This is a genomic window from Streptomyces sp. CB02366, from assembly GCF_001905905.1.
Lineage (GTDB): Bacteria > Actinomycetota > Actinomycetes > Streptomycetales > Streptomycetaceae > Streptomyces.
In genome coordinates, this window is sequence record NZ_LIVT01000003.1 from 1,249,409 (window position 1) to 1,267,095 (window position 17,687).

The window sequence follows — 17,687 nt, forward strand, 5'->3', positions numbered from 1 at the left end:
AGCGGGTGCAGAGGGAATGGGGTCCTGCAGTGGGGCTCAGGTGTCGAAGAGGCCGTAGCGCTCGCGCACAGGGCGGAGAACATTGAGGGTGTCCCCCTCGTTGTCAGCGAGGTAGGCGAACTCTTCGACGCGAGCCAGCTCACGACGGAGCAGGCTGCGTTCGGTCTCGTACTGAATCGCGTCCCCACCCGCAGGCGGCACGACGACGAAGTCGATGATGTCCGCGCGCTCCTTGCCGGGTGCCTTGCGTAGGACGCGGCCGCGGCGCTGGATGAACTGGCGGGGGTTGGAGGAACTGGACAGGAGGTAGGCGGTCCGAGAAGCCGGGACGTCCACGCCTTCGTCCAGGCAGCGCATTGAGGAGATGACCTGGAGGTCGTTGCTCTCGAAGCGGCGCAGGATGTCCAGGCGGGCCGAGCGCCTCGTCTCCGAGGTGTAGCGGGCAGCGGGCATGTGTAGCTCGTTGCCGACGATCTCCATGACCTGGTCAATCTGGCGCGGGCCGTCGGTGCCGTATTCGTAGAGAAGGGGGTGCTTGCCTTCGGCGCAGTAAATCAGCTGGTGGCTGGTGTCCCGGCGCCTCTCGATCTCCGTGTGGAGGATCTCCAGCTTGCCGCGGGCGTGGCCGATGATGTCGGCGCGCTTCTTCAGAAGTCGGCCGAGTGGGCTGTCCCGGTCGGCGGTCTCTTTCAGGTCTGTGCCAGCCGCGATCAGGCGGGCGATCTTCGCGCTGGTCTCTGCGTACAGCTCGGCTTCCTCGTCGTCCAACTCCACAAGGATGGGCGTGTACGTGTAGCGGCACAAGGCGCCGCGGTGGATGGCTTCGCCGATTCCCATCTCGAAGACGACTTGGTCGAAGTAGTCGGTGAGGGCGTCGGTGCCCTCCTCATCGAACCAGCGCTCCGGGGTAGCGGAGAGGCCGAGGCGGTACTGGGCCTTCTCCGGGAGGCGGGTACGCAAGTGCGCGGCGCCGAGGTTGTGGGCCTCGTCCGCAATGAGCAGGAGGTGCCCCCGGTAGGAGCTGAGCAGGTTCTGGAAGGCATCGCCGCCGAAGGTGGCATTGGTGGTGACAATGACGCCGCCTCGAGTACCGCCGAGTGCGATGTTCTGGAGCAGGCTGTGAGCGCGCGGAGACCATTTGCTGGTGGCCTCGTAGGCCCGCAACGGTGTCACGCCGAACCACTCGATGTCCTTGGCCCATTGGTCGACCAGATGCTGGTACGGGGCCACGACGACGGTCAGGAGTGAGGCGGACGCATCGTTCTTCCGAAGGAGCGTGCCGAGCTGGGAGGCAGCGGAAAGTGCGGTCAGGGTCTTGCCTGTGCCTGTGGCCATGCGGAGGATGCCTCGGCACTGGTTGCGGAACCAGTTCTGGACAGCTTCCTTTTGGTAGTCGCGAACCTTCAGGCTAAGCGGGATCGCAAGCGTGCCAGGAGGAGGCAGCGGCGTGGTGCGGATAGGGGTTCCGCCGGTCGGGAGGTCGTCCAGCTCGTATTGATCGGCGGTGGCCCGGGCGCTGCGCTCGACGATCACCTGGGCGGCCTCGGTGAACGGGATGACGCGCAGCATCTGCGTGCGGTTTTCCCAGAGGTCATCGAAGTCCTTGCTTATGCGCGCGGCCCGGCGTGCATCGCTCGGGTCCCAGCTCCGGTAGACCTCGATCGCCTCGAAGTTGCCGACGAGACCGGAGCGGGTCTCGTTGGCGCTGCCCTTGAAGGCGATGACGTCTCGGCCGTCCCGGAAGACGCCGATCTTCTCGTGGTACATGCCGACGCGGCCACGCTCTTCGATATAGGCCAGCTTGAAATCGACTCGGTTCTCGGCGACCAGTTGTCCGAGCTTGCCGAGGCCGCGAGCTGCCCGCGCGTCCTCGACCGCCTGCTCCAGGTCGCGGAGGGCAGCGCGCTGGAGGACTTCGCGTAGCTCGTAGCCGTCCTCAATGTCCTTGATGTCGGCCGGGTCAAGGTAGGGGGAGGCGATGATCCGCATGGTGCCGCCGCGCGCGGTGAACTCGTCGATTCCCTGCCCGAGCGTGGCGATCACGGACGCAGCGAAGTAGCCCACGGCCCGGTCGTAAGCGGTGGAGGCGGCGAGGGCAGGCAGGTAGAAGTCCTCGACAAGGTTGTTGCGGTCGCTGCGGTAGTCGGACTCCGCGCCGCAGTCGCGGAGGAAAGGGGAAGCCGCCATCAGATCAACCCCAGGTGGTTCATGAGGTCGTCCACGTCGGGGGCCTCGTCGACGGGTTGGGGCTGTTGCTCGCCCGACGCATCGGTCTCAGCGGTGCGGGCTGCGGGGACAGCTGCTTCCTCGGAGCCAATGTCCAGGTCTTCACCTATACGGCGGACGATCCCTCCGCGTGCGGTGAAGGGCGCAATGGACATGGCGGCCCGCAGGCTGGACTCCTTGATGTCGAAGTCTCGGCGAAGAAGCGCCACGACCTTGTCTGCCTCAACCTGGCCGCCGTGCGCATCGACCATGTCAGAGATCAGTTCCCTGATCGGCTTGTACACCGGGAGGTGCCACTCGGTCAGCGCCCAGTGGTTCCGCTGGCTCCGGCTGAAGCGGGCATCCCCTTCGATCTGCTGGCGGAGATACTGGATCCCGATGGCGACGCCCGTGCGCTCCTTCAGCTCCTCGACAGTCAGCGGGGTGTCCGCCTCGCGCAAGGCGGCCTCCACCTTGTCGAGGCGCTCGCGCTCACGCTGAAGCCCGCCGCGCGAGCCGACGCCGCTGGCAGCCTCGGTGGTCAAGGCTGACGCTTCTTCTTCTCGGGAGGAAAGTTCCTGGGACGGGATTGCTGCAGCGGAGGGTGCAGTCGTGTCGGAACCGTCCTGGAGGCACCAGGCTCCCCTGGCCGTGATCGCGAAGCGCGCATCCGTGAAGAGCGCCTGTGTCACTTCTCCCTGTGGCACGACTCCGTCCAGTGCACCCTCGACGAGCGAGGTGCTCATGCCCTCAGCGCAGCCTTCGAGGAGCTGCGCGATGAGGTCTCCGGGCGACGCCACCAGACCCGCTTCGCCGGCATCCGCTAGCGTGCCTGCAAGCGAAATGGATCCGTCACTCTCTGCTTCCCTGTTTTTGACTTCCTCGGCCGCACTCGAAGGGCTATTACCCTCCGTAGCATTCTGCTCTGCCGAGGTTCTGTCGCCCCTCACTGCCCGACGCCGCTCGGAATCGGTGGAGCGATCCGGCACAACCCAGCCCTCGCCCGCCGTGAAGGTGGCGTCTCGGAGCATGCGCGAGACCACTCCAAGCTCCCCCTCCGCCGTCTCCGCCTCATCAAGAAGGTCACCAAGAGTGAGAATGCTCTTGCCGTTCTTATTTCCTAGCAGAAGGGCGGACAACTGGTCGACGAGCTCGGACAGCCCGCCAGAGACGACAGCGGTCTCAGTCGGCTGGGGCTTGGAGCGAGTCAAAGAGATCTGGTTGCCCTCACAGTCAAGACCGCAGTGGATCAGCCACTGACGCAGGGTGTCGAGATCGCTGGGGACAGGCACCTGGCGTGCGTCGAGAAGAGCGGAGGCTGTCGACAGGCTCATCAACTCGTCGACATCAAGATCAAGGGCTCTCACCGTGGCGGCGCCGCACTCTTCCAGATCATCCATGAAGATCCACTGTCCGGTTGGGGACGCGGAAGTGGTCGCGTCCAGCCAGCGCATGCCGGTGAACAGGCGGAGGACCGTGAGCCTCTCCCCAATGTTCTCGCCAAGCCAGGCGTGGCGGTCTAGAAACGCACTGACGAGGCAAGGTTTGCGCAGGTCAAGCTCCGCGTGCTCTATCCAGGCACTGAGTATCGAATCCCCCTCGACACTGCGGTTGAACTCGTCCATGAGGAAGTTTCGGCACTGTCGCGCAGTCTCCCGAAGAAGGGCATGCTGAGAAGCAAGTTCGCCCAGCGGAACCGGAGCCTCTGCGCAGAAGTGCTGCAGGACGAGGTCCCGGTTGAAGCCGCTAAGCCCCTTGTACCAACGGTCGAATGCGTTCATGGCCTTCAGAGGTAGGGGTGGACGATGTTCAGCGCGCTGGGAGCAGCGCCTCATCACACGCGGCGATCGAGTTGCCGATCACGGCGCGTTAAAGGCGTCATTGGGTTGTTCGTTCCAGCGCACCCCTGTGCCTCTTCCTCCCTCCTGGTACACCAGCGGCAGCGCTGATGCTTCCAACGGTACGGGCGACGCCTTGAACTGATCCATGGTTCCCTGAACTGCAGCAGACGCAGAACGGCGGCCGCGGTCTACAACCTCACGCCCGCCTCCATGTAGAAAATCCTGGGCGGTAAGGGCCTCGCCCGCCGAGACTCGCCAGCCACTCTGACTCCTGGTACCTCGTCGAGGCCGACAGGGTGCTGACCGGGGACGGTTTGCCTGATGGTCCTGGGCCAGCCTGGGGGTGACCGTATGGCTGGCAGCATGAAGGAACGATGTGCGGCGGGAAGGGGGCTCGACCGCCCTCTCGGCCCCGAGCACACAGCTGACCGGCGCGCATTAGGGTGCGGGATGTGCCGCCGCCTCTGGTTCTCTTCGATCTCGACAACACCCTCGTTGACCGGTGGGGAGCGCTCGCTGTCTGGGCCGCCGAGTTCACGACCCGGCACGGTCTGGAGGACGAGGAGCAAACATACGTTCTGGGCCTGGTAGCTCAGCGAGCCTACCCGTCCACCTTTGACGTGATCCGCACTCGGTACCGACTGCCTATGTCGACTGCGGAGTTGTGGCACACGTACTGCACCGACATCGCGGCCTTGGTGTCGTGCCAGGCCAGGGTCCTCGACGGCTTGGAGGAGTTGCGTGCGGCCGGCTGGCGGGTCGGGGTGGCGACCAACGGTGCGGCGGATATCCAGCGCGCCAAGCTGCGGGCCACCGGTATCTCCGAGTGCGTGGACGGCGTCTTCGTCTCCGAGGAGGCTGACGCGCGCAAGCCGCACACCCGGCACTTCGCCCTGGCGGCGGCCCGCTGCGGCACCGTGCTGCGCGACGGCGGCTGGATGGTCGGGGACAACCCGGTCAACGACATCGGCGGCGGACGTTCCGCGGGGCTGAGCACCATCTGGATCGACAACGGCCGCTCCTGGCCACCGGACGTTCCGGGCCCGGACCACGTGGTGCCGCATGCACGCGCCGCCATCGACCTGCTGCTTCTGCACTCCTCCGACCACACGAGGGCCACGACATGACGGACACCGTCGGGCTGCTGCACCCCGGCAGCATGGGATCTGCCTTTGGCGCCCGGCTGCGCGCCCGCGGCCACATCGTGCTGTGGTGCCCCGACGGCCGCAGCGAGGCGACCCGCCGCCGGGCCGAGCAGGCGGGCCTCGAAGCCGAGGCACTGCCCGAGCTCGTCTCCCGCTCCGACGTGCTGCTCTCCCTGTGCCCTCCCGCCGCTGCGGAGGAGACCGCCTCTCAGGTAGCCGATCTCGGTGCGGCCAGCGCGGGCACGATCTATGTTGAAGCGAACGCCGTCTCGCCGTCGCGCGTGCAGGGCATCGCCGACCGCTTGGCCCCGATGCCGGTCATTGATGCCGCCGTGGTTGGATCGCCTCCGGTGGGTGGCAAGTCCCCGACGCTCTATCTGTCCGGCCCCAGCAAGCAAGCCGACCGGATCGCCGAACTCTTCGCCGGCACCGATGTGCGCCCCCACATCCTGGGCCACAGCATCGGTAAAGCCTCCGCACTCAAGCTCGCGTACTCCAGCTACCAGAAGGTCTCCCGCGTGCTGGCCGCCGTGGCGTACGGGGCAGCCGAAACGTACGGTGTCGCGGACGAGCTACAGGAGATCGCAGCCAAGCGCACCCGCAGCTACCTCGTGGAGACCGACTACATCCCGAAGACCGCTGCCCGTGCTTGGCGTTGGGGCCCAGAGCTTGAGGACGCGGCGGCGCTGCTCGCCGACGCAGGGCTTCCGGACTCCCTCATGCATGCCGCTGCCGCGACTCTCGCCCGGTGGGACGACAACCGGGACCAGCGACTGGACATCGCCGGCGCGCTGGAAGCCTTGCGTGGACAAGGGGACCTGGACCAGCCGAGTTGAACCGGTCGCGTCCGCTGCGTCGATGACGTCCTGGCCCTCAGGAACGAGGTGACGAGGCGCGGACGATCTCGTCGATTCTCTCTGCGGCTTTACGGGGTGCCGTCGCATCCGTGTCCACGCGCAGTTCCCACTGGGCCCGTGGGTGAGCCGCAAGATCGGCCTGAGTGGCGTCCCAGGCGGCCAGCCGGGCCGCCGTGTCGGTGTCACCGCGCTGTGGTGAGCGTCGACCGGTGGTCTCCTTGGAGCACCACAGCAGAACGCGCACCCAGCGCGCCGGGTAAAAGGCGGTTACCTGCTCCATCCCCGCCAGCTGGCCGAGGTGGACGACTGGGGTCTTGCCGCCCTCCATGGCCTGGTCGAGGCCGGGGCGGTCGACGACGTAGATGTTGCCGTACCGGTCGTTGCGGTAGATGACATCATCGCGTGCCTCCAGGGCGGTCAGCTGCTCTGATGTGCCCATCCGGTAACCCTGAGTCTTCCCGGTCCCGATCTTCAGCCGGGTGAACAGTACGTACCGCTCGTCGAGTTCGGTGAGCGCCGCCGTAATCGTGTCCTTGCCCGCCGCCGGCGGCCCGTACAGCAGGATGCCCTGCCTCACTGGAACACTGTCCCGAAGACCTGACGCACCTGGTCTGTCAGCGATATCGCGGAGCCGAGCCGGTTATCGACAACCAAGTGCGGCACGACGGGCCGCAGCTCAAGATCGATCCCGGCGGCGTACGTGTCCCAGTTCTGGAGTTTCCAGCTGTCCCGGGCTGCGGACCGGAAGCTGATGTACTCGTGCATCGTGTCGAGGTCGCACTGAATCCAGACGACAGCGACGGTGACGGCACGTGCTTCGCAGCGGTTGATCAGGCGCCGCATCCACCGAGCGTCGGTGGTCTCGGCGATGAAGGGTGCGGAGAGGACGGTGCTGATCGCGCAGTCGACGTTCGCGTACGCGGTCTCCAGCAGGCACTGGTACTCCAGCGGGCGAACCTTCTCCCGGTAGAGGTCGGTGTGCCGGTCGTTGGGCTCGCTGCCCATTTCAACAAGGAGGCGCTCGACGAGCGGGCGCGTGATCGGGTCCTTGTCGAGGACGGGCCATCCAGTGAGTTGCGATACGAAGCGGGCGAACTCCGACTTCCCGCTGCCCGCGTAGCCGCCGACCATCATCAGTGTCGGCCGGTTCGGATCACCGCCGGTGTGACGCCGCTTCCAAGCGTCGAGGATTCGCTGCTGGACGCCCAAGCCGTCGGCGTCCTCCGCGCTCGGTGCCAGCTGGTGCAACGCCCGTTCCACGGCCAGGACGTGGGCGCCGTTCTGCGGTTCGCTCGACGCGGTGAACTTGAGCTTCGTGGCCTCGTCGGGCAGAGCGTTACGGAAGCCGAGCTCGGGCTCGGTCGCGCGGTACAGAAGGCAGTACGCGCGACGGTAGTGCGGTCCGGGGTAGACCTCTCCCTGCTCGTGCTGCCACAGCGTCTGAAAGTTGGCGGCCGGCACCGTGAGCCCCGCGGCCCGGGCCACCTCGCGCAGCTGCTCGCCCGCGCCTTCGAGCGTCAGGCCGTGAGCTTCGCGTTGTTGTCTCAACTTGTCCGGGCGCCACCCCGGGCGACTCTTACCCACCGCACCTACCGCCTGCCCATCCCTGGTCATGATCCGGAGCCTAAGTCTGCCTGTCATGAACCCGTGTGTAAGCGGATGTTGAAAAGTCAGGTCGGCCAGCCATGAGCTGCTGATGAGCAGCTTCAGGAACGGCTTGTGATACTCCGCACAGCTCCGAGCCGCTGTCATGGTCACACCGACGCGGTGGTCCCAGTACCCGCCTCGGTCTCCACTATTCGTCCGAGATCGAAGGGGGCTCCGCGGTGGCTGTCGATGTTGCTGTCCTGCTGCTCCTCGGCATCGTGATCGTCTTCTTGTGCCGCGGAGGTGGGCTCAAGGCGGGTCACGCCGTTGTGTGCTCGGTTTTCGGTCTGTATCTCGCCGGGACCCGCACCGTCGGCCCGTTCGTGAAGGACGTCACGGCGTCGGTCGCCGGCTTGCTGTCAGGGCTACGGCTGTGAGCGTGCCGCCGGCATCACCGGGCCCTGGCGACCCAGCGTGGCCTCGACCTGATGGCCGTCAAGTCCTCCTTCCTCGTCTGTCGGACGCCCGAGAAGACGTCATCTGGCCGCAGCCCAGCCAGCCGGAGAGTTCGGTTCTGCACGAGATCACCGATCTACCGATGGAGCCTCACCATGCGCTATCCGCCGACGTGCACCTCCATGTCGACGAGCCTGTCCGCGCCCGCCACACATCCCGTGGGCGACGTGCTGCTTGGCCCTTCACCCCAGCGGAGTTCTGCTGCTCCGGCTCCACGCCCGACCGCAGTGATACTCGATCTATTCGGCACGCTCGTCGCAGCCCCGAGTGTGGTCGAGCGGAGGGCTGCCGCTGCCCAGTTCGCTGCGATCCTGCGCGTATCCCCGGCGGTCGCCGAGTCGGTGCTGTCCGACAGTTGGCAGGCGAGGCACGACGGGCAGATGGCGTCCACCACCGAGGTGGCGGTTCACCTCGTCGCCCGCTGCGACGCCTCTGCGGCCTGTGTGAATGAGCTGGAAGTGCTCCTGACCCAGCTCGCCCATGTCCGTCTCCAGGCCGATGCCTCTCTCCTGCGAGCGCTGGAGCAGCTTCGGCGCGGTGACACCAGGCTGGCCGTCCTCAGCGACGCGTCCCCGGACATCGCCGAAGCGTGGAGCGCAAGCGACCTCGCGCCACACTTCGAGGCTGTCGTGTTCAGCTGCCGGGCGGGTGCGGTGAAGCCCGATCGTCTGCTCTTCCGCGCGGTCCTCCGAGACCTCGGTGTCGCCCCGCAGCAGGCCCTCTACTGCGGCGATGGCGGCGGTGACGAGCTTGCCGGCGCAGAGCGGGCCGGCATGCGTGCCGTGCGCGTGGAGCGTCGGGGCGGGCCGAGTGGCCTCGCGTTCGGCGAGACCGCCTGGTCCGGCGGGGCGATACCCAATGTGGAAGCTCTCCCCACCTTGCTGGACAGATGGGGGCAGTGATGACCGGCCCGTACGCGTGGGCAGTTGAGAACGGAGTCCTCAGCCGACTCCCCGCTCCGGTCGCCATGTCCTCGGCACCCGACACGACGCTCATCGAGACACGCTTCACGGGATTGTGCGGAAGCGACGTCGCGAAGCTCAATCACCCTTGGCAAGGACAGTTGCCGGAACCGTGGTACCCCGGGCACGAGATCGTCGGTGTCGACACGGAGACAGGTGACTGGGTCGCAATCGACCCGCTGGTCTCCTGCCGCTCGTGCCACTACTGCGACCGCGGCCATGTCCACCTCTGCCCACGACTCCTGCGCATCGGGTGGGATCTTCCCGGAGGTCTAGCTGCCTGCGTACGGGCGCCCCGCGGCAGCATCGTCCCGCTTCGCCACCTGCACGATCCCGCGCACGGAGTCCTCGCCGATCCGATGGCGGTGGCCCTGCACGGAGTCCGCTGCGGGCTACGTGTGCCCATGGGGCGGCTCGGCATCATCGGGGGCGGCGTCCTTGCGGTGTGTACGGCCATCTGCGCGGCGGAGGCGGGGTGGGACGTGCACATGCTGGTCAGGGAACCCTCGCGATCGCATCAACTGCGCTACGTCCTCGACCGGCACGTCACTCTCCACTCTACCGAGCTGCCGGCGTGCGACGCCGTCGTGGACGCCGCGTCTGGTCACAGCGACGCCCCCATACGCCAGGCGCTGAAGGCTGTTCGTGACGGGGGAACGGTTCTCGTCCAGAATGCCTACGCGCCCCGCGTCGTTCTCTCGGTCCCCCTGCGGGATGTCTTCCGTCGCTCGATCACCCTGCGCGGCTCCTTCTCGTACTGCCGCGCGGACGGCCATGACGACTTCCGAGACGCCATCGACGTCATCGCCAAGGGCGGCGACTGGGTCGCCCTCATGACCCGAGACCGATTTCCCCTCGGCGAACTGCCGCAGGGACTGGCGGCCCTGAACAACGAAGCCCGCCATCGCCCCTTCAAGGTCCTGCTCACATCCGACACGTGACGGAAGGAGCCCACGCCATGGCAGTCACAACGCCATTGCTGGCCCACAAGATCAACTCACCTGCCGACATTCCACCCCAGGACGTCCACGACGGGATCACGCGCATTCTCGCCTTACCGGAGGGCCACACGCGCGACGTGATGCTGGGAAGCGTCCTGACGGGACTGCTCCTGCGGGGGCCACGGTTGGAGGAGGTCGAGGCCGCTGTCCAGGCCGCGACCTCCCTGGACCGAAGCAACTGGGACTTCCACCAGCCGCCGGAAGGCATGCGGTTCGTCGGCTACACGGGCAGCGGGAAGAAGACCTTCAAGACGATCAACCTCAGTACCGCCGCCGCGTTGGTGGCGGCCACCGGGGGAGCACACGTCGCCAAGCTCGGATCGCGCAGCGCGTCGTCGAAGACCGGGTCCCGCGACTTCATCGACCTCGTGGGCGCGACGAGCGACATGGTGCCGCACCAGGAGATGGTCGACATCACGGCGGAGACCGGCTTCGGGTTCTTCTCCATCGAGAACCGCGTGCCCGAGTTCGACCGTCGCTACGGCGGCAGGTTCCAGGCCGTGCACGCCCTCAGCCTGGCGTTCCCCGCCCTCCTCAGCCCGGCCACCTGTTCCGCCTACGTGTACGGCCTTTCGCACCCCGCGGTCGGCGCTTCCGCCCGGCTGCTCTCCAGACTCGGCCTGCCCGACGTGACGGTCATCAACTCCAGCCTTGGCAAGGCGGTCCAGGTCGACGAACTGATTCCCGGAAGCACCGTGCGAGCCTGTCGCATCAACGCCGGCGACGAGGACCTGACCTTCAACGACGAGGTACGCAAGGGCGCGTCCTCGATGCCGCAGGACCTGATGTCCGTCACCCAACACGAGGACCCTCGGGAGAACGTCGCCGCCGCGATACGCGTACTGGCAGGCCATGACACCAGTCAGGCGCGGAACGCGGTCGCCCTCAACGCGGCCTTGCTCATGGTGATGTCCGAGTCGGTGCCCACCGTCCAATCCGGCATCGACACGGCACTCACGATCATCGACGCCGGCGCGGGTCTGGACACGCTGCAGCAGTTTGTACGCCTCACCGGCGGTGCCCCGGACAAGCTCCGCTCGCTCCTTCGGCACGTCACCCCGACAGCCCTCCTGGTCAGCCCTGGCAACAAGGAGAAGGCCCCATGCTGACGCACGACGAACTCGCGATCGTTCACCTGGTCCTCAACACCGACTGCAACGCCTGGGACCTGGCACCGACCAGCGCCTCACCGGGTGTGTGCCGGTTCTGCTACCGGGAGCGCAACCGGGTCAAGACGGAACCGGACACCGTCCGGAGGGTCATCGACCAGGTCCGCACCGAGTCCGAAGCCCACCGGGTCGTGTTCACCGGCGGCGACCCCGTGATGCCCTACGACAACCACCTGGAGGTCGCCCTCCGGCACGCGCGGGAAGCCGGATTCGAAACCAATCTCCACACCAACGGTCTGCTCCTGAGCGACCGTTACTCGGGGGTGCGCGACCACGTGACCCTCTACTCCCTGGCCATCGACGGTCCGGAGGCGGACTCGGCCGACTGGTTCCGCGGGCAGGGCTACTTCGAACGGTTCCGGTCCAACGCCGAGTTCCTCGTCGCCGACCGGCGCCGACTCGCCTTCAACACGTTCACCACAGCCGCGTCCGTGCGGGAGCTGCCGCGGCTCGCGGAGTTCGTCACCGGCATCGCTGACCGCACGGAGGTCGAGTACTGGCTGATCTCCCAGTACAGGCCCATCGGCCGTGCCAGCGCGGGCAAGGCGGAGCTCTACGGCTTCGAGCGTGATGACTTCGTCCGGGCCGTGGACGGGGTGCGCGACGCCGTCGCCCCAGTGGAGATCTTCGCCCAGCCCACACGGGCGCCCGAGGACCCGTACCCGTTCCGCGTCTGGGTTCTCGCCGACGGAACGGTCACCGCGGACCTCGGCAGCGTCGCCGCACCTCGCAACGCCGTGATCGGGGACCTGCTGGCCGACGGCTTCGAGCCGCTGGTCCGCCGAGCCTTCGCCCTACGAGAGCAGCCTCAGTTGGAGGGGATCGCATGAAGTTCGACACCGCGTACTACGAGAGCGTCATCGACCAGCACCAGTACGAGCACCTTGGCCTCGGCACCATCGACTTCGCCCTCGCGGGGATGAGCCCCGGCGACCTGCACACGAAGTGGGTGTGCCACACCGGTGCGCGGGAGTTCGCGGACGCCGTCTCTGGGGGGCAGCCGGCGATCGTCACCACTGGCGTCGGACTCGGCGGCCCGCCGCACGCCGGTACCCTCTTCCAGCTGCTGCGCGCGGTCAAGCTCCAGCAGTGCGGACTCGACGTGCAGGTCGTGCTCGGCGACCTCGACTCCTACAACGCGCGTCGCACACCGCTGGACGCGGTGCGCCGCCTGGCCGACCAGTACGAGGAGTTCGCACTGGGACTTGGCTTCGACCCGGGGCGCGGCGTACTGCGCCGCCAAGAGGGCGAGACCGACGTCATGGCCACCGCGTTCCTCCTCTCGCGCCATCTGGACGACGACGACTTCCACTGGGCGGAGGAGGACCTCGCAGGGCTCTACCGCAACCACGGCGTCTTCGACCACCTCAACTACGGTATGAAGCAGGCCACGTTGCTGATGGCCGCTGACTTCGTGCACTTGCTGCGCGAAGGACGGCATGTGCTGGTGTCCCTGGGCGTCGACGAGCACAAGTACGTCGCCCTCGCCCGGCGCGGGGCGGAACGCTGGGGTCTGCCCGCAGACCGGCTGGCCGGCATCTACACCAAGATGATCCCGGGCCTCGGGGGCCTGCCGAAGATGAGTAAGAGCATCCCCGGCTCCGGAATCGACGGCTCCATGCCCGCCGAGGACATCAGGGCCCTGCTGGCGGCGGACACCGACTCGGCACCCTCCGACGACGGGTCGGCCCTGCTCCAGATGTACGCGTGTCTGCCCGAGGTCGGCCAGGCGGAGTACGACCGCGCCTCCGCCGCGCGACGCGCCGGAGACCGGGAGTGGCGTGGGATCCGCGAGGAGCTCGTCGAGCGGTTGATCACGCTCTTCTCCCGCTGGCCGAAGTAGCAGGCCCCCTCCGAGGGAGCGCCGAACCCGCGGCTGTAGCAGGCCGTGTGCCCTCTGCCGCACCACACACCCGAGCAAGCAAGGAGTCTGACTGTGCACGCGGACACCACGACCACATCACAGCCCCTGACCGGCCCCGATGCCCCGCAGCCCCCGGCCCTCTCCGAGTCCTCGCAGCTGATAGGCGGCCCCGAGACCTTCTTCATTCGCCGCGGCTACCGCAGCCGGAGCGAGGTCGAGTACTTCCTTGACGAGACGGACGACACCGTCACCTGGCAGCCCGACGTGTACCCCTACGCCGCCGAACGGGCCAAGGAGCTCGGCCGTGACGTCGTGATCGACATCGGTTGCGGGCAGGCAGGCAAGCTGGCCTCGCTCGCCGCCGAGCACCCCGACTGGACCTTCGTCGGCGTGGACTTCGGAGACAACCTGCGCTGGTGCCACGACAACCACCCCTTCGGACAGTGGGTGGAGGCGGACCTCGAATCGGCAGAGCGGCTGCCGCTCGACCCGAACCTCGTCCGCCGGTCCGTGGTGATCTGCTCCGACGTAATCGAGCACCTGGTGGACCCGGCCCCGGCCCTGTCCCTCATCCTGGCCCTGCTGCAGGAGGGCAGCGCCGCTGCCGTCCTGTCCACACCGGCCCGTGAGTGCCGCAGCGGCTACGACACCCCTGGACCGCCGCGCAACCCCAGCCATGTGCGGGAGTGGGCAAGCGACGAGTTCCAGGCACTGCTGCGGGCCTCCGGATTCGAGATCCACTACGCGGGCCTCACCCGAAGCGACGACGCCTCCAACGGTCTGTCCACCCAGTTGCTCCTCGTCGGCGTGGAAGGGACGGAGGTGGGAGAACAATGACGGCGGTTCCCCGGTCCAGGGGCCTGCGTGTCGTTCACCTGCCGGCTCGTACCCCGTACGCGTGGAAGCTCCAGAGCCCTGACTTCCACATCCTGAACGGGACAGAGATTCCCACGGGCGAGACTGTGCCAGAGGCGGTCAGCGCCGCATGGCTCCTCGAACACGGCCCTCTCACGTGGCTCGACGTCCTGCACCTGCACCATATCGACTTCGAGGACATCGCCACCCTGGAGCGCCTGCTCGACGCGTGCCTGGGCTACGGGGTCAACGTGGTCTTCACCGCCCATGACACCCGGCCCATGGTCGGCAACGCCGAAGGCTTCGTGGAGCGGCTGCGGCTGCTCCGATCTGCCGAGGTCAGCTGGGTCTGTCTCACTGAGGGATCCGTCACGAAGCTGACGGAGGTCCTCGGCGAGCGGGTCACTGCAACGGTCATCCCCCACGGATACGTCGCTGCCCCGGAGTCGCTGGCTGACCTGGAGCGCGAGGCGAGGGACCCGGGAGCCAGGTACCTCATGTTCGGTGCCTCCCGGGCCAGCCGGGACCAGTTGTCCACCATGGCCAACTGGAGCCTGGGGATCACGGATCCCCACAGCACGCTCCACGTCCTCCTGCGCGCGTTCAGCCCTGCGGACTTCGCTGACGCCGGCCGCGCCCCGCTGCTCCTGGAGACGGCCCGGCACGATCCCCGTATCCGCCTCACCATGCGCCCGTATCCCACGGACGACGAAGTGGTCAGAGCCGGGCTGGCTTCGGACTCCCTGCTGCTGCCGTACCTCTGGGGGAGTCACTCCGGGCAGCTGGAACTGGCCTTCGACCTGAACCTGCTTCCGGTCTGCTCCCTCACTGGGCATTTGCCCGAGCAGTACGAGCGGCACAAGGGGCTCGTCGAGGAACCCGAATGGTTCGATTGGTCGCAGGGGCATCCCAACCTCTTCGGAGAGAAGTTCCTGGCCGCGCTGGAGAACGCGGCAGCACGGCTCGACTCCAGGCCCCGCCGCCTCGACCGCGAGTTCCTCGACTACAGGATCCAGGAACACAGGACGATCCTGGACGACTACGCCCGCGTGTACGGGGGTGACCGGTGAGCGCCATTCCGCGTATTTCGTGCGTGATCCTTTGCCACAACTACGGCCGATATCTCGACCAGGCCATAACAAGCTGCCTGGAACAGGAGCCTGGAAATTTCGCCCTTCACGAAATAATCGTCATCGACGACGGATCCAACGACGAAACTGAGGAAGTATGCCGTCGCCACAAAAAGAACGTCAAGGTCATCCGGAGGAGCCAGCAAGGTTTCGGCCAAACCTTGACCGACGCTTTTCTCCTCAGCACAGGCGACTGGGTGGCTCCGCTCGACGCCGATGACTGGTTCCACTCATCGAAGCTCCGTACGTGCGCCGAGGCGATGACGGGTGAAACGCTGTTCATCGAGCACTGGGAAAACGTCGTCGACTCAAACGGAAACCCCAAGCTGAAAGATCCGCACCCGGGCGGAAACACGAGCACGTTGGTGGTCCATCGCGAGGCTGCTCTCAGCCTCCTTCCGGTGAGCAACGAGATCTTCTTCCACGCGCTGCGGGAGGCTGGCCGCGGTGACGTCCTCCAGGACCCGTTGACCTTCTATCGGGTCCACTCGCACAGCATGACCGACCGAAGTACGCCCGGCCTGTCGCAGGATTATCGGGCCGAGGTGTGTCTGGGACTCTCGGATCGGCTCCGCATGATGGATGGGAACCCTCCCACCTGGGCGACGACTCGCCAGCTCAGGAGGATCTCCCAGCATTTCCGCGTACTCGCTTCCGGGCACAGAGTGGAATCCGCCCTGCAGCGAAAGAAGCACCTCCGCGCCATGACCTTCCTTCCAGGGATGCTCATCGCCACGCTCCAAGCCCGAGACCCAATAGCCCCGTGGCTCCGCTCCCTCTCCAGTGTGACCGTGGGCCGGCCGCTGGTACAGCTCTCGACGACCCAGGGAGAGCGGGCTGAACTGTGATCATTTCGGTGATGCGACGGGGGTTGCGATGATAAAATTGCCGCTTCCAATCCCTACTGGTCAGGCCAGTTGTCCGACCCAGGAGCGTATAAGCGCCATGAGCCGTTTGAGCGAGTCTGTCACCCGTGTCATGCACATCCTCGATGGAGCGGACCTGGGCGCGGACTATACGGCCGCGCAGCTGCTCAGCGAGACAACAGCACGGCGCTCCCTGGACCTCTCCGACCTCTCCCCCGAGGAGCAGGCCGCACTGGTCGAGGGGCGCGCGAACCACCTGATCCCCTCGGCCGCGGTACTCGCCGGGAAGATCGAAGCCGCGCAGGCCGCCGGACGCCCGTTCGTCGTCAAGTACGGCATCGACCCGACCTCGCCCGACGTCCACCTGGGCCACGCGGTACCGATCATCATCGCCAGCCGATTCCAGCGGATGGGCCACCACGTCGTCTTCATCATCGGTGACGTGACGGCCAAGATCGGTGACCCATCGGGACGGTCCTCGGATCGACCGCCCCTCACCGACGAGGACATCGCCCGCAACCTGAGCGGCTACCAGCAGCAGGTCACGCCGTTCATCGACTTCGAGCGTGCCGACCTGCGCTTCAACGGCGAGTGGCTGAACAAGGTCACCCTGCCGGAGCTCGTCGGGGTTCTTGCCCGGGTACCGGTCTCCATGTCCCTCCAGCGCGAGGACTTCCGCACCCGGCTGGCCGACGGCCATGGGCTGTCCGTCGCCGAGTTCGTGTACTCCGTCGTCATGGCCTGGGACTCCGTGGCCATCGACGCCGATGTCGAACTCGGCGGTGTGGACCAGCTGCTGAACCTCCAGATGTGCCGCAAGGTCATGGAGATCTCGGAGCAGGACCCCGAGGTCGTCATCACCACCCCGCTCATCGAGGGCACCGACGGCACGGGCACCAAGATGAGCAAGAGCAAGGGCAACTACGTGGGCCTGACGGCGTCGCCCGATGACGTCTACGGCCGGCTGATGTCCATCCCCGACCACCTGACCGAGCCGTACCTCCAGCTACTCACCGAGTGGACGGACGACGAGATCCGCGTGATCACCAAGCGTCTGGAGGAGGGAACCGCGCACCCGATGGCGATCAAGCGCATCCTCGCCGGCGAGGTGGTGGCCGCCCTCCACGGCCTGGACGCTGCTGCCGCCGCTCGCGCGGAGTTCACGGCGCGCTTCTCGAAGCGCTCTTTCGCGGACGCCCAGAACCTCCCCGTCATCTCCCTGAAGGACCACGCCGAGGACACGCTCGGGGCGCTGATCAGCCGCACGCTGGACTTCGCTCCCAGCATCTCCGCCGTGCGCCGGGTGGCTCAGCAGAAGGGTCTTCGTCTGATCCTTGAGGCGGACGGAGAGCAGGCACCTACGCCGCTCACCGAGGCGTCCGTGCAGCAGACGCTCGGTGAGGTCGTGAGCGAGGTTGGGGCACTCGAAGGTGCCGAGCTGTACCTCAAGGTCGGCCGTAAGGTCGCCCGCATCGACGTCTGAGATCAGGCGCGGCGCCGACTCACCAACGTGAGTCGGCGCCGTTCTGGTTGGCCTCTGTGGCACAGAGCCTGATGCAGGCGTAGCTCTCCGGAGTAGCAAAGGCGGGACTACTGCACAGAGTTGGCCTACTGGGCCGCTTGGACACCGAGCTGGGTATCCGCGGGTGCAAGGGCCGGTGATTCGTCCTTAGAGCTCGTAACACGATC

17 protein-coding genes are annotated in these 17,687 nt (G+C 66.8%); 12 read left to right on the forward strand and 5 right to left on the reverse strand.

Going from position 1 to position 17,687, the window contains the following annotated elements; genetic code table 11:
* Positions 1-36: 36 nt before the first annotated feature.
* The 3 genes from AMK24_RS14230 to AMK24_RS35175 all read right to left on the reverse strand — a co-directional run bounded on the left by AMK24_RS14230 (position 37) and on the right by AMK24_RS35175 (position 4,193).
* The gene (locus AMK24_RS14230) at positions 37-2,187 is read right to left on the reverse strand and encodes a DEAD/DEAH box helicase family protein (protein WP_073768653.1); all 2,151 of its coding nucleotides are present in this window, start codon (positions 2,185-2,187) and stop codon (positions 37-39) included.
* On the reverse strand, positions 2,187-3,986 hold the full coding sequence (locus AMK24_RS14235; RefSeq protein ID WP_073768655.1) for a hypothetical protein: 1,800 nt from the start codon (positions 3,984-3,986) through the stop codon (positions 2,187-2,189). The genes AMK24_RS14230 and AMK24_RS14235 overlap by 1 nt, the downstream gene beginning before the upstream one ends.
* 78 nt (positions 3,987-4,064) lie before the next feature.
* On the reverse strand, positions 4,065-4,193 hold the full coding sequence (locus AMK24_RS35175) for a hypothetical protein (protein WP_274535073.1): 129 nt from the start codon (positions 4,191-4,193) through the stop codon (positions 4,065-4,067).
* A 305-nt stretch (positions 4,194-4,498) separates the two neighbouring features.
* On the opposite strand from AMK24_RS35175, the gene AMK24_RS14240 reads away from it, so the two are divergent.
* Both AMK24_RS14240 and AMK24_RS14245 read left to right on the forward strand, forming a co-directional pair.
* A complete protein-coding gene (locus AMK24_RS14240; protein ID WP_079190514.1) occupies positions 4,499-5,173 on the forward strand; it encodes an HAD family hydrolase in 675 nt (224 codons plus the stop codon).
* The gene (locus AMK24_RS14245) at positions 5,170-6,027 is read left to right on the forward strand and encodes an NAD(P)-dependent oxidoreductase (RefSeq protein WP_073768657.1); all 858 of its coding nucleotides are present in this window, start codon (positions 5,170-5,172) and stop codon (positions 6,025-6,027) included. The genes AMK24_RS14240 and AMK24_RS14245 overlap by 4 nt, the downstream gene beginning before the upstream one ends.
* A 37-nt stretch (positions 6,028-6,064) precedes the next feature.
* Here AMK24_RS14245 and AMK24_RS14250 read toward each other — a convergent pair whose 3' ends face one another.
* Positions 6,065-6,625, reverse strand: a complete 561-nt coding sequence (locus tag AMK24_RS14250) for a guanylate kinase (RefSeq protein WP_073768659.1) — start codon at positions 6,623-6,625, stop codon at positions 6,065-6,067.
* Positions 6,622-7,662 (reverse strand): AAA family ATPase, encoded by a 1,041-nt coding sequence (locus AMK24_RS14255; protein WP_073768934.1) that lies wholly within the window; start codon positions 7,660-7,662, stop codon positions 6,622-6,624. The genes AMK24_RS14250 and AMK24_RS14255 overlap by 4 nt, the downstream gene beginning before the upstream one ends.
* Before the next feature lie 212 nt (positions 7,663-7,874).
* Between AMK24_RS14255 and AMK24_RS14260 the strand changes: the two genes are divergently transcribed.
* The 10 genes from AMK24_RS14260 (at position 7,875) to tyrS (ending at position 17,481) form a co-directional block, all read left to right on the forward strand.
* Positions 7,875-8,072: a hypothetical protein gene (locus AMK24_RS14260; RefSeq protein ID WP_073768661.1), complete on the forward strand. Its 198-nt coding sequence runs from the start codon at positions 7,875-7,877 to the stop codon at positions 8,070-8,072.
* A 174-nt stretch (positions 8,073-8,246) separates the two neighbouring features.
* Positions 8,247-9,053, forward strand: a complete 807-nt coding sequence (locus tag AMK24_RS14265) for an HAD family hydrolase (protein WP_158072154.1) — start codon at positions 8,247-8,249, stop codon at positions 9,051-9,053.
* Positions 9,053-10,054, forward strand: a complete 1,002-nt coding sequence (locus AMK24_RS14270; RefSeq protein WP_206780345.1) for an alcohol dehydrogenase catalytic domain-containing protein — start codon at positions 9,053-9,055, stop codon at positions 10,052-10,054. Before AMK24_RS14265 ends, AMK24_RS14270 begins: the two co-directional genes overlap by 1 nt.
* A 17-nt stretch (positions 10,055-10,071) precedes the next feature.
* Entirely contained in the window at positions 10,072-11,223 is a 1,152-nt protein-coding gene (locus AMK24_RS14275; protein WP_079190516.1) for a hypothetical protein, read from the forward strand.
* Complete coding sequence (locus AMK24_RS14280; RefSeq protein WP_073768669.1) at positions 11,217-12,113, forward strand: radical SAM protein; 897 nt, start codon at positions 11,217-11,219, stop codon at positions 12,111-12,113. The genes AMK24_RS14275 and AMK24_RS14280 overlap by 7 nt, the downstream gene beginning before the upstream one ends.
* Complete coding sequence (locus AMK24_RS14285) at positions 12,110-13,126, forward strand: hypothetical protein (RefSeq protein ID WP_073768671.1); 1,017 nt, start codon at positions 12,110-12,112, stop codon at positions 13,124-13,126. The genes AMK24_RS14280 and AMK24_RS14285 overlap by 4 nt, the downstream gene beginning before the upstream one ends.
* Before the next feature lie 93 nt (positions 13,127-13,219).
* The gene (locus AMK24_RS14290; RefSeq protein ID WP_242435151.1) at positions 13,220-13,984 is read left to right on the forward strand and encodes a class I SAM-dependent methyltransferase; all 765 of its coding nucleotides are present in this window, start codon (positions 13,220-13,222) and stop codon (positions 13,982-13,984) included.
* A 125-nt stretch (positions 13,985-14,109) separates the two neighbouring features.
* A complete protein-coding gene (locus AMK24_RS14295) occupies positions 14,110-15,072 on the forward strand; it encodes a hypothetical protein (protein ID WP_242435152.1) in 963 nt (320 codons plus the stop codon).
* Entirely contained in the window at positions 15,069-15,980 is a 912-nt protein-coding gene (locus AMK24_RS14300) for a glycosyltransferase family 2 protein (protein ID WP_073768673.1), read from the forward strand. Before AMK24_RS14295 ends, AMK24_RS14300 begins: the two co-directional genes overlap by 4 nt.
* A 97-nt stretch (positions 15,981-16,077) precedes the next feature.
* Positions 16,078-17,481 carry a tyrosine--tRNA ligase gene (tyrS, locus tag AMK24_RS14305; RefSeq protein ID WP_073768675.1) on the forward strand — a complete coding sequence of 468 codons (1,404 nt, stop codon included), beginning with the start codon at positions 16,078-16,080 and terminating at the stop codon, positions 17,479-17,481.
* Positions 17,482-17,687 lie beyond the last annotated feature (206 nt).

Excerpts from the sequence above, each read along its gene's own strand:
- AMK24_RS14230 (WP_073768653.1), bottom strand. The coding sequence starts at position 2,187 with ATGGCGGCTTCCCCTTTCCTCCGCGACTGCGGCGCGGAGTCCGACTAC.
- AMK24_RS14235 (WP_073768655.1), bottom strand. The coding sequence starts at position 3,986 with ATGAACGCATTCGACCGTTGGTACAAGGGGCTTAGCGGCTTCAACCGG.
- AMK24_RS35175 (WP_274535073.1), bottom strand. The coding sequence starts at position 4,193 with ATGGATCAGTTCAAGGCGTCGCCCGTACCGTTGGAAGCATCAGCGCTG.
- AMK24_RS14245 (WP_073768657.1), top strand. The coding sequence starts at position 5,170 with ATGACGGACACCGTCGGGCTGCTGCACCCCGGCAGCATGGGATCTGCC.
- AMK24_RS14255 (WP_073768934.1), bottom strand. The coding sequence starts at position 7,662 with ATGACCAGGGATGGGCAGGCGGTAGGTGCGGTGGGTAAGAGTCGCCCG.
- AMK24_RS14265 (WP_158072154.1), top strand. The coding sequence starts at position 8,247 with ATGCGCTATCCGCCGACGTGCACCTCCATGTCGACGAGCCTGTCCGCG.
- AMK24_RS14270 (WP_206780345.1), top strand. The coding sequence starts at position 9,053 with ATGACCGGCCCGTACGCGTGGGCAGTTGAGAACGGAGTCCTCAGCCGA.
- AMK24_RS14275 (WP_079190516.1), top strand. The coding sequence starts at position 10,072 with ATGGCAGTCACAACGCCATTGCTGGCCCACAAGATCAACTCACCTGCC.
- AMK24_RS14280 (WP_073768669.1), top strand. The coding sequence starts at position 11,217 with ATGCTGACGCACGACGAACTCGCGATCGTTCACCTGGTCCTCAACACC.
- AMK24_RS14285 (WP_073768671.1), top strand. The coding sequence starts at position 12,110 with ATGAAGTTCGACACCGCGTACTACGAGAGCGTCATCGACCAGCACCAG.
- tyrS (WP_073768675.1), top strand. The coding sequence starts at position 16,078 with ATGAGCCGTTTGAGCGAGTCTGTCACCCGTGTCATGCACATCCTCGAT.